The organism is Microcoleus sp. B4-C1, from assembly GCF_036705285.1.
Taxonomy (GTDB): Bacteria; Cyanobacteriota; Cyanobacteriia; order Cyanobacteriales; family Microcoleaceae; genus Microcoleus.
Genome location: NZ_JAUBUC010000142.1, coordinates 1 through 10,573 on the forward strand (window position 1 = coordinate 1; position 10,573 = coordinate 10,573).

The 10,573-nt window shown below is 44.9% G+C and carries 11 protein-coding genes; 7 read left to right on the forward strand and 4 right to left on the reverse strand.

What is annotated here, in order from left to right; genetic code table 11:
• Positions 1–117 precede the first annotated feature (117 nt).
• Both QUB26_RS30215 and QUB26_RS30220 read left to right on the forward strand, forming a co-directional pair.
• Positions 118–282: a hypothetical protein gene (locus QUB26_RS30215; RefSeq protein ID WP_333251143.1), complete on the forward strand. Its 165-nt coding sequence runs from the start codon at positions 118–120 to the stop codon at positions 280–282.
• Between the two features lie 19 nt (positions 283–301).
• The gene (locus tag QUB26_RS30220) at positions 302–601 is read left to right on the forward strand and encodes a hypothetical protein (RefSeq protein ID WP_333251146.1); all 300 of its coding nucleotides are present in this window, start codon (positions 302–304) and stop codon (positions 599–601) included.
• Between the two features lies 1 nt (position 602).
• Here the strand turns inward: QUB26_RS30220 and QUB26_RS30225 are convergent, their stop codons facing one another.
• Positions 603–752: a hypothetical protein gene (locus QUB26_RS30225; protein ID WP_333321007.1), complete on the reverse strand. Its 150-nt coding sequence runs from the start codon at positions 750–752 to the stop codon at positions 603–605.
• A gap of 122 nt (positions 753–874) precedes the next feature.
• On the opposite strand from QUB26_RS30225, the gene glgA reads away from it, so the two are divergent.
• Together glgA and QUB26_RS30235 are read left to right on the forward strand one after the other, a co-directional pair.
• A complete protein-coding gene (gene glgA, locus QUB26_RS30230) occupies positions 875–2,350 on the forward strand; it encodes a glycogen synthase GlgA (RefSeq protein WP_333244052.1) in 1,476 nt (491 codons plus the stop codon).
• A gap of 689 nt (positions 2,351–3,039) precedes the next feature.
• Positions 3,040–4,089, forward strand: coding sequence for a Fe(3+) ABC transporter substrate-binding protein (locus QUB26_RS30235; protein ID WP_333051751.1), 1,050 nt, complete (start codon positions 3,040–3,042; stop codon positions 4,087–4,089).
• A 65-nt stretch (positions 4,090–4,154) separates the two neighbouring features.
• Here QUB26_RS30235 and QUB26_RS30240 read toward each other — a convergent pair whose 3' ends face one another.
• Positions 4,155–4,676: a pentapeptide repeat-containing protein gene (locus tag QUB26_RS30240; protein ID WP_333244049.1), complete on the reverse strand. Its 522-nt coding sequence runs from the start codon at positions 4,674–4,676 to the stop codon at positions 4,155–4,157.
• A 268-nt stretch (positions 4,677–4,944) separates the two neighbouring features.
• Positions 4,945–6,651, reverse strand: a complete 1,707-nt coding sequence (locus QUB26_RS30245) for an iron ABC transporter permease (RefSeq protein ID WP_333321009.1) — start codon at positions 6,649–6,651, stop codon at positions 4,945–4,947.
• 126 nt (positions 6,652–6,777) lie between these two features.
• Here QUB26_RS30245 and QUB26_RS30250 point away from each other — a divergent pair, with 126 nt between their 5' ends.
• Complete coding sequence (locus tag QUB26_RS30250) at positions 6,778–7,866, forward strand: ABC transporter ATP-binding protein (RefSeq protein ID WP_333321011.1); 1,089 nt, start codon at positions 6,778–6,780, stop codon at positions 7,864–7,866.
• 486 nt (positions 7,867–8,352) lie between these two features.
• On the opposite strand, the gene QUB26_RS30260 is transcribed toward QUB26_RS30250, so the two are convergent.
• Positions 8,353–9,123, reverse strand: a complete 771-nt coding sequence (locus QUB26_RS30260; RefSeq protein WP_333321013.1) for a TerC family protein — start codon at positions 9,121–9,123, stop codon at positions 8,353–8,355.
• 472 nt (positions 9,124–9,595) lie between these two features.
• Between QUB26_RS30260 and psaM the strand changes: the two genes are divergently transcribed.
• Positions 9,596–9,691: a photosystem I reaction center subunit XII gene (psaM, locus tag QUB26_RS30265; protein ID WP_015174804.1), complete on the forward strand. Its 96-nt coding sequence runs from the start codon at positions 9,596–9,598 to the stop codon at positions 9,689–9,691.
• A gap of 285 nt (positions 9,692–9,976) precedes the next feature.
• Positions 9,977–10,384, forward strand: a complete 408-nt coding sequence (locus QUB26_RS30270; RefSeq protein ID WP_333321015.1) for a slr1601 family putative cell division protein — start codon at positions 9,977–9,979, stop codon at positions 10,382–10,384.
• The last annotated feature ends 189 nt before the right edge of the window (positions 10,385–10,573 follow it).

Genomic DNA, 10,573 nt, shown 5'->3' on the forward strand with positions numbered 1-10,573 from the left:
GCCCGTCCTTTTCGGACGGGCGGGACGCCCATCCCACAATAACAATTAAAATTGTAAGTTATTTAATTCGCGATCCTAAGATAAGGAGGAAGAAACATCGCACACAAATTTGCAGGCATGAAAGTGTCTGAGATTCTCAAAGGTAAAAAAGGTAGTATAAAACAAGCACAGCTTCCGGCAACTTCGCCAAGTTGGGAAGAATTTAGCGAAATGATATGGGAGCAAATAGAAAGAGGTGCTGAAGAAAATATCCCGGCTTTAGGATGGTTCGCAAATTGTTGAGCGATCGGAGATTTGATAGATGAAAAATAATGGATTTGACCAACTAATATTATTTTTGCAAAAGTTGGACAAACAGGCGATCGATTACAGTTTAGCGCATCATCGCGATGAAGCTATGATGGTAATTGTAGCTGTACCTGGGGAACGGTGGGAAATTGAATTTTTGAGTGATGGTTCGGTGGAGGTAGAGAAGTTTGTCAGTAATGGAGAGATTGCTGGAGAAGAAGCTTTGAGTGAGTTATTCGCTCGATATTCGGAACTAGACGAGACAAATGGCGATTTGACTCAAAAGATTGAGTTGACAAATGCGAGAAGATGAGTTATGTTTTGCGGAATTTGCGATCGAGTTGCCACAATTTCGACTTGCTCAACCGATGATTTTTCCTTTGAAGGAGAGCTTGCAGCTTCGCCTCGATGATATCCTTCCCCGTTGGGCTATTGCCAGTTATCGCCCCAATCCGTCTCAACATCCACTACCAGCGCCTATTTTCCCTGTATTCCCAATGGCCTACTTGCTTATTTGGCGAGAAACCATATACTTTGTCATGTTAAGAAAATATCTTTTTGATTCATCCAGGAGCGAGAAAAAAAAATGTACATTGTACAAATTGCCTCGGAGTGCGCCCCCGTCATCAAAGCAGGGGGTTTGGGTGACGTAGTTTACGGTTTGAGTCGGGAGTTGCAGAATTCCGGCCACTGCGTCGAGATTATTCTACCGAAGTACGACTGCATGAGGTACGACCACATTTGGGGACTTCACGAGGCCTACCGGGATTTGGCTGTGCCCTGGTACGGCGGCGAAATCCTCTGTGATGTCTTGTGCGGGTGGGTGCACGGGCAGTTGTGTTTTTTCATCGAACCTCGCTCTCAAGATAACTTTTTTAATCGCGGCTGTTATTACGGGTGCAATGACGACAATATGCGGTTTGCATTTTTCAGCAAAGCCGCTTTGGAATTTTTGCTCAGAAGCAACAAGCGTCCCGATGTGATTCACTGTCATGATTGGCAAACTGGTTTGGTGCCAGTCCTGCTGTTTGAAATTTACAAATACAATTGGATGGAATATCAGAGAGTCTGCTATACCATTCACAATTTCAAACATCAAGGCATGGGAGGTGGCGATATTTTGGAAGCAACGGGTTTGCACAGACCGGATTATTATTTTGATTACGATCGCCTCCGAGATAACTTTAACCCTTTTGCTATCAACTTTATGAAAGGCGGCATTGTTTACTCGAACTTTGTCACCACGGTTTCGCCCCACCATGCTTGGGAAGCTCATATGGGCGAGTGTGGCTACGGTTTGGGGCACACCTTGCATTTATATCAAGAGAAGTTTCGCGGGGTGCTCAACGGCATTGATTACGATGTGTGGAATCCTGAGACCGATCGCTATATTCCGCACCACTACAATCAGGAGGATTTGGCAGGAAAAGCCAAAACTAAAAAAGCTTTGCGCGATCGGCTGTTACTGCGCGATGCTGACAAGCCTATTATTACCTTTATCGGTCGTTTGGACGACCAAAAAGGTGTCCATCTCGTCCACCATGCAATTTATTACTCTCTGAGTAAGGGGGCACAATTCGTGCTTCTGGGTTCCGCGACGGAAGCGGGAATTAACGCTCATTTCCAGCACGAAAGACAGTTTTTAAATGATAATCCAGACTGCCATTTAGAACTAGGTTTTAATGAGGAACTGTCGCACTTAATTTACGCGGGTGGGGATATGATTGTGGTTCCCAGTAATTACGAACCCTGCGGGCTGACTCAGATGATTGGGTTGAGGTACGGCACTGTTCCTGTGGTGCGGGGAGTTGGCGGTTTGGTGAATACTGTGTTCGATCGAGATTACGACACCCGCCACCTGCCGGCAGAACGCAACGGTTACGTGTTTTACCAAACCGACTACTCGGCTTTAGAGTCGGCGCTCGATCGGGCGATCGGATTGTGGTATGACTATCATGATGAATTTGAAAAACTCATGCTTCAAGGCATGAATTGTGACAATTCGTGGAAATATCCAGCTAAAGACTATGTGGAAATTTACGAGCTAATTAGACACAAATAAGCCGTAGGATCTCAGATGCTGCACCATTGTCAAGAACGGACTCTGGGGCCCGTTCCACAAAGAATGAGTTTTCTCGCTTCACAGGCCGTCCAGCCTGTTCATAAAAGGCTTATTGAGAATGGTGCAACATCTCAGATGAAATTGTTGTGGGGAGTAGGGGCCCTAGCGTCCCGCCCGCGCGAAAAATACAACGCAAGATGCCCGACAGCTAAGGATCGCGAATTAAATAACTTACAATTTTAATTGTTATTGTGGGATGGGCCTAAGAGCCCGTCATGAGTGGACGGGCGGGACGCCCATCCCACTTTCAAGAGTGGAAGTTATTTAATTCTCATTCCTTATAACAAAGTCTTTGCGTAAAAAAAACTGCCGGTTGAGCAAAGTCGAGACCGGATTTCTGACCACGAATTTCAAAGGTGGTACCCGCCACGTGATTTATCCGTGGAATCAATCCCCAATCTCAAATCGAAAATCCTCAAGAAAGAGCATTTATCCGTGGGGTCGCCTCTAAAATCTAAAATCTAAAATCTAAAATCGATTGACCAGCAGTGCGTCAGCCATAAAATAGTTACGCTCTCGATCATCAAATAAGAATTACTTGCATTAATATAGTAAAGCAATGACTATAGATGGCTGTAGATAGACCATCGTGTCAATTACCAGATGAAAAAATCTATCATTATAGAACAATGAGCATTTCTCGGCGTATTTTTCTTGCCAGTGGTACAGCAATGGCTGTCGTGGCCGTGGGGGAACTAACCAAAAAAGCCCCTGTCGCAGCCCAAACCGGCACTCTCAACCTTTATTCAGCACGTCACTACGATACTGATAATGAGTTGTACCAAAGCTTCACCAAAAAAACTGGGATCAAGGTTAACCTCGTTGAAGCGGATGCCGATCAACTAATTGAACGGATCAGAAGTGAAGGTGCAAATAGCCCCGCTGATGTTTTCATCACGGTGGATGGTGGGCGTTTGTGGCGGGCAAAACAAGCAGGTATTCTGCAACCTGTTTCTTCAACAGTCCTGACATCGGCAATTCCAGCAAGTTTGCGAGATCCTCAAGGTTTCTGGTTTGGTCTATCGCGCCGGGCACGGGTGATTGTTTACAACAAAAGCAAGGTGAACCCTGCCCAATTGTCAACCTATGAGGCGCTGACAGAACCTCGGTGGAAAGGCAAAGTTTTAGTGCGATCGTCCACTAATATCTATAATCAGTCTCTGGTTGGGGCTATGTTAGCAGCTCATGGAGCTCAAAAAACAGAAGCTTGGGCGCGAGGATTGGTGGCTAATTTTGCGCGTCCTCCAGAGGGAAATGATACGGCACAAATCAAGGCTGTTGCTGATGGGGTAGGCGATCTTGCCATTGTTAATACCTATTATGTAGCTCGCTTAATGAAATCGAAAGATCCAGCAGAAAAGGCGATCGCGGCGAAAGTAGGTGTATTTTTCCCCAACCAACGCGATCGCGGTACCCACGTCAACATTAGTGGTGGGGGTGTAGTCAAAACCTCCCGTAACAAAGCAGGCGCGATCAAATTCTTGGAACACCTAGCCAGCCGCGAAGCGCAACAGCTTTTTGCTAGGAGTAATAACGAATACCCTGTGATTTCAGGTGTGGCGATCGATCCTGTAGTGGCAAGTTTTGGTACATTCAAATCTGACCCTCTCAACCCTGATGTGTTTGGGAAAAATAACCCCGAAGCTTTAAAGGTTGCTGATCGGGCCGGATGGAAATAGAGGCTTTTTGAACAAGAAGCTACTCTTTGTGATTCGGCGGTTGAAACCGCCGAATCCCATCAACTTTAATTTTTAATTTTACCATCCGGCATGATAGCGCCTTTCAGGTTTGCCCCTTTGAGGTTAGCCCCAGTCAAATCAGCACTATTTAAGTCAGTTTCACTTAAATCGGCATTACTAAGATTGGCATTATTCAGTTTTGCACCTCGCAAAAAAGCCCCCTTGAGATTTGCATTACTCAAATCAGCATTTGTGAGATCGGCCGAAAATAAACCTGCTTTTTCCAGAGAAGCACCTTTTAAATTTGCACCTTTGAGATTGACGCTATCGAGTAAGGCTTCATTAAGTTTGACATTTTCTAGCATAGCACCTTCCAACTTAGCACCATTGAGATTAGCGCTTGTTAAATCAATGTCACTTAACTTAGTATCAGTCAGGTCACATCCTGGACATTGCTTAGTTTTTTGTAATGTTTCGAGGGGACCCGCCACCTGTTTTTGGCATCCAAAGGTGACAAAAATAGTAAGTAGTAACAAGGAAATTGTGCCAGTAGTGCGGATAAACATTGCTGAATTTTTATTAATCATCTTGATTTATGAAAGAAAAAGGAAGAGGGATGAAGGGTTGATACATTCTCCTGAAACCCGCCAGGGAATAAATTCCCCCTCTTATAGCTAAAGTCGGTTGAAACCGACTGAAATCCTAGCTGTCTAGTCGTCTTCAGACGACTTTAGCTATGAGACAGGGGTTTCAACCCCTGTCGGACTTTCGCTATGAGACAGGGGTTTCAACCCCTGTCGGACTATAGCTTTAAAAGAATCAATCACCTGTGCAAGCAGGGAAGAGATTTGGCGGTTATACTGTTGAAGACTTGCGCGATCGCGCAATTTTCCAACTTAACAAAATAACCGGTAACATCCCCACTAAAACAATTGCCAATGCTGGGCCAGAAGCTTCAGCCAATCGCTCATCTGAGGCAAGCTGATAAGTTCGCACAGCCAAGGTATCAAAGTTAAACGGTCTAATAATTATAGTAGCAGGTAACTCTTTCATGACATCAACGAATACTAACATCATGGCAGTTAGTAGACCTCCCGTCATCATTGGTGTATGAACTGTAACTAAAGTTTGCATCGGGCTATAACCCAAACTTCTCGCCGCATCATCTAAATTAGGCTTGATTTTGCCCAAACTTGACTCCACCGCATTTAAAGAAACAGCTAGGAAGCGAACTATATAGGCAAATACCAAAGCTGCGATCGTACCGCTTAACAACAAACCTGTAGAAATCCCGAATTGCTGGCGCATCCAACTATCCAATAGATTGTCAAATTTTCCAATGGGAACCATAATCCCCACTGCAATGACAGAACCAGGTACAGCATAGCCCATTGCCGCAACTCTCGTTCCAAACTGCACTCCTAAATTAGGATATAACCGTAAGCCATAAGCCATAATCAAGGCAATAACTACTGCTAAAATTGCTGTCAGGGTGGCCAAAATTAAACTATGACGGGCAAAGATCCAAAAGCGTTCATCTAAAGTGAGTTGCCAATTAGCTAAGGTCAACTTGACTAAAATACCTGCTGGCAATAAAAAACCTAAAAACAGCGGCATCAAACAAGCAATTACCGCTAAGAACTCCCTAATTCCTTTAAGCTGATAAGTTTGCAGTTGGCGATACCGGCTGCTAGCTTGATAATATTTAGTCCGGCTGCGAGACCAGCGTTCTAGTAAAATTAGACCGAGAACAAATAATAATAGCATCGCAGCTAATTGATTGGCTGCAATTCGTTCTCCCATGCCAAACCAAGTCCGATAAATACCTGTGGTGAATGTATCAACTCCAAAATACTGAACAGTGCCATAATCGTTGAGAGTTTCCATCAAAGCCAGTGCTAAACCTGCTACAATTGCGGGTCTTGCCATTGGTAAGGCAACTGTAATAAAACTCCGCCAAGGGCTACAGCCCAGTATTCTACTAGCTTCTAGGGTACAAGTGGATTGCTCCAAAAAGGCAACTCTTGTTAATAGGTAGACGTAGGGATATAAAACTAAGATTAGCATTAAGATTGCTCCAGGGAGCGATCGCACGTTAGGAAACCAATAGTCTCCATAACTCCAGCCAAAAATATAACGCACAGCAGTTTGAACTGGGCCGGAAAATTCTAAAAAGTCTGTATAAATATAAGCTAGGACATAAGCTGGGGCCGCTAAGGGTAACAGTAATGCCCATTCAAATACGCGACTGGCCCGAAAGCGACACATTGTTACTAGCCATGCACATCCTACGCCAATCACGACAACACCAAAGCCTACACCGATCATTAACAATAAAGAGTTGATGATATAACGGGTTAAAACTGTATCGGTTAAATGTTGCCATGTATCTTTAGCTTCAAAAAAGATACTGGATAAGACACTGATGACTGGTATGGCGATCGGCAATGCTAAAGCGATAACCGCAAGTGTCCACCCACTAGCGGATAAACCGCGTAAGGTCGATCGCCATTGGATTGTCCTGATTCCTGTTTGCTGTAGTGATTTTTGGGAATTTTTCATCGCTAGTAAAAAGTCTAGTTTGCTAGTTTATCAGTAGTTGTAAACATTTGTCAAGCCTTTATGATAATTAATCTCACTAAACTGGTATATTGTAGAATAGTAAGTTGTTGATTATTTATAGCAATAATGGCTCGACCGATAATTCTGCATTTGGATGGTGTAACAAAACAGTATGCCCAAGCAGCATCACCGGCGGTGGCATCTGTCACCCTGACCTTACATCAAGGAGATATACTGGGGTTGTTGGGGCCATCGGGTTGTGGGAAAACAACGTTGCTGCGGTTAATTGCGGGTTTTGAACAGCTACAAGCAGGGACGATCGCTCTAGCAGGAAAAACTGTAGCCAGTGTTAATATGTCAGTCGCGCCGGAACAGCGAGACATTGGTATGGTGTTTCAAGACTATGCACTCTTCCCCCATTTGACAGTCGCGAAAAATGTAGCTTTTGGCTTGACGCATCAAGGAAAAGAGTCAAAGCATAATATTCAGAAAGGTGTCACCGAAGCATTAGCGCTGGTGGGATTAGAAGGATTGGAAAACCGTTATCCCCATGAATTATCCGGGGGTCAGCAACAGCGAGTGGCCCTGGCCCGTGCTTTAGCCCCTAGACCTGCGATTATTTTACTAGATGAACCGTTGAGTAATTTAGATGTACAAGTACGGTTAAGATTGCGTCAGGAAGTCCGCGAGATTCTCAAAGCAACGGGAACCTCTGGTGTATTTGTCACGCACGATCGCGAAGAAGCACTTTCGATTTCAGATTGGGTAGCGGTGATGCGTCAAGGTAAATTAGAACAGTTTGGCACTCCAGAGGAAGTTTATCAAGAACCAGCATCTCGATTTGTGGCTGAGTTTGTGACGCAAGCTAATTTTGTTTCTGCATCGCTAAAGCAGGATTTTTGGGAAACAGAAGTAGGTTGTTTTGCTGTTAAAGGAGATTCATTGGTAAAAGTTCCTTGTGATGTTTCTACTGAAGGAGAATTGATGATCCGGCAGGAAGACTTAAGTTTATACTTAGATGAAGATTCGGCTGTTGTGGTTTGCGATCGCCAATTTTTAGGTAGAGAAAATCGTTATTGTTTAAAAACTCCGTCGGGCGAAAAGTTATATGCACTCACAACCACAGGAAATGTTTTTCCCATTGGTTCTAAAGTTCGGTTATCTTGTGGTGAGAATTCTCCCTTAGCTTTCTTTGTCGGTAAGCCTAAGCCATAGCTAATGGCTAATTGCTAATAGACATCTCCCAAAAAGAATCTAAAACCGTTCTCCTATGTAGAAAAGGTTATTTGCAGCCACTCAACAGGAAGGTTACATTTTTTCCCGACAGGTGAAATGCGATCGCCCGCAACTCCTTCCCATCGCTCGCCCTCTTTCCCTCTCTTCAACAAATACAGCTACCACCAAGGATTAAATCAGATCCCGATCGATCGCCAATATGCCACCAACCCCGTCAGCAACGAATTCCCCTAGCTATCCCACCACTCTAACCATTGCTGAGTCTGATTTTGATAAATGCCTTCCCATAGGCCCAATTTTACTCCCATAAGTTCGATCGGCTACTGAAGGGAACAATATTAAAAAATAAAAGCCTTTCATCCCCGGACTAAAGTCACCGGGATGAAAGGCTTTTGCACGTTTTGAGCAGCCTTCAATCTGGTTGGTTTGACAGATTTAAGCTAATTTTATTCAAATGAAAGTATCTTAAATTTCGGACTTTTGTCCTTGCGATTCGGGCACAGCAACTTCTGAATCCGGCTGATTGAGAGCCATTTCTAGAGATTTTGCAATCTCGACTGACTCAGGAGTACGCTTAGAAAATCCCCAGACAAACATCAAGACGATACTGGAAACTAGCAGCCATTGCGGAGGAACTAAATCTGGATTAATTACTTTCACCAACAATCGCATTCCCACGAACCCAACTGTGATGTAACCAGCACTTTCTAGGTGAACGAACTCATCCAGCCAGCGGATGAACAACCCGGCCATGAATCGCAGGGCAATAATTCCAATAGTAGCGCCTGTTACGACGATAAAAGTGTTGTCAGAAACAGCGATCGCAGTAGTAACGCTATCCAAGGAAAACGCTAAATCCGTAAAAGCAATCATGGGAATTGCTTGCCACACAGACGCAAATCTGGGCCCATGATGTTCTCCTTCGGAGTCTGTCTCTGAAGTAAAATGTTGGAAAACAAGCCACAGCAGGTAGAGAGCACCAAGCAGTTCAAACTGCCAGTATTGGATCACCCAAGTAGCAGTTAAAATTAGGGCGATCCGCAGAACAAAAGCAATTATCAAACCCAAGTTGAGAGCTTTTTGCTGATCCTTGGCATCTTCCAAACCTTTAGAAATAGACGCCAGGGCGATCGCGTTGTCAGCCGAAAGTACAGCCTCCAAAGCCACCAAAACCAACAATAAGAAAAAGCCGTCAACTCCAAAATTGGGTGTAGCGTCGAGAAATTGATCTATCATTAACTATTTTGTGCACCTAAGATTGGCAAGGGTCGAGCGCAGCGCAAATTACCCGCTCTGTCTAACATTAGTTTCACCTTCACTTAAATCTTAACCTAACGCGGTAATTCTGTGGGAGGCGATCGTCCCAACAACCTCCGAAGGAAGCAGTCCCAGGAAACAAGGAAAAATTCTGGCGTTGCACAACTTGAGGAGGCTTCTTGTGGGTTAGGCGTTCCGCCTGCTGCGAAAATACACGCCTTCGGGCTCATGGGCCCATCCCACAAAACAATCAAAATCATCCCGCAATTATCCAACACCAAAATTCTCCCCCTCCGACACTCAAAAACTGCACCACTGCGTCACTGCGCCACTGCGCCACTCCTCCCCGGAGGCAGCATTTGTGTTGCAAGTTGTAACAAATGATTCCCAAAAGCGCCAATTTGTCTCAAATTGGTGAAAGCTCGTCCCCGCGAAAAGGAGTTTTGCGAATATGTCTTTAACAGATACCCAAGTCTACGTAGCGCTCGTAATTGCTTTGATTCCCGGAATCTTGGCTTTCCGGCTGTCAACTGAACTGTACAAATAGTTCCCAGACACCAATTGCGAACCGCAAAACGCCTGCCTGAACAGTTAAATCTCTCGCATTACAGATACAGACAATTGCTGCCCCAGTGCAGTAGATTGTTTGTGTTCAGCAAGACGAGACTGCAAAGGCAGGCATTTTTATGGGAAAATTCCGTCTTCAGGCGTCACCTTTGTCTCAACAATTTTGGCTGTCAGCACCCTGACTAACAGCGGCGAGTGTGCGTTAAGCTCAGAAATTGCTCTGTTGAACTCTAAAACGTCAGTCTCAGGTATTTGAAAAAAAATTATGCAAGCGATTCAACCCCCCGTTACCCCACTGCGTCCTGTAAAAAACTCCCCTCGGGTTACTCCTCGTCGCAGCAGCCGCCAGCGTTCCTACCCTCACCAAACCCTCGCGGCCGAAACAGGGGTCAAGTTGGCAGTCAACATGGTACTTTCAGTCTGTGCCACTTCTGCTTTGCTTCAGCTTTGGCCTCACTACCGGGCGGTGCAAGAAAAATTGCACGAAATCCAAGCTGAAGTCAATCTTACCCAAGGGCGAGTCGATCGCTCGCGATCGGACTTTAACCGCTACTTTGACCCTAGTCTTGCTAAAACTGTGATGCAAGAGCAAAGCAACCAAGCTGACCCGCAGCAGCGTCCGGTGATTTTGCAAGAGGTACCCGAAGCCGAGGAATCAACCCCGCAACCTTAAGGGAACGGCTGTTTTGGGTTTTGATATCACGTCCGGTTTTCATCATTCTTGTATGTCATTGCTTCGTACAGCGAACAATGACAGATGAATCTGTCGGACGTGATATCACTTTTAAGGATCGCGAATTAAATAACTTACAATTTTAATTGTTATTGTGGGATGGGCGTCCCGCCCGTCCAAAAAGGACGG

Excerpts from the sequence above, each read along its gene's own strand:
- QUB26_RS30215 (WP_333251143.1), top strand. The coding sequence starts at position 118 with ATGAAAGTGTCTGAGATTCTCAAAGGTAAAAAAGGTAGTATAAAACAA.
- QUB26_RS30220 (WP_333251146.1), top strand. The coding sequence starts at position 302 with ATGAAAAATAATGGATTTGACCAACTAATATTATTTTTGCAAAAGTTG.
- QUB26_RS30225 (WP_333321007.1), bottom strand. The coding sequence starts at position 752 with ATGTTGAGACGGATTGGGGCGATAACTGGCAATAGCCCAACGGGGAAG.
- glgA (WP_333244052.1), top strand. The coding sequence starts at position 875 with ATGTACATTGTACAAATTGCCTCGGAGTGCGCCCCCGTCATCAAAGCA.
- QUB26_RS30235 (WP_333051751.1), top strand. The coding sequence starts at position 3,040 with ATGAGCATTTCTCGGCGTATTTTTCTTGCCAGTGGTACAGCAATGGCT.
- QUB26_RS30240 (WP_333244049.1), bottom strand. The coding sequence starts at position 4,676 with ATGATTAATAAAAATTCAGCAATGTTTATCCGCACTACTGGCACAATT.
- QUB26_RS30245 (WP_333321009.1), bottom strand. The coding sequence starts at position 6,651 with ATGAAAAATTCCCAAAAATCACTACAGCAAACAGGAATCAGGACAATC.
- QUB26_RS30250 (WP_333321011.1), top strand. The coding sequence starts at position 6,778 with ATGGCTCGACCGATAATTCTGCATTTGGATGGTGTAACAAAACAGTAT.
- QUB26_RS30260 (WP_333321013.1), bottom strand. The coding sequence starts at position 9,123 with ATGATAGATCAATTTCTCGACGCTACACCCAATTTTGGAGTTGACGGC.
- psaM (WP_015174804.1), top strand. The coding sequence starts at position 9,596 with ATGTCTTTAACAGATACCCAAGTCTACGTAGCGCTCGTAATTGCTTTG.
- QUB26_RS30270 (WP_333321015.1), top strand. The coding sequence starts at position 9,977 with ATGCAAGCGATTCAACCCCCCGTTACCCCACTGCGTCCTGTAAAAAAC.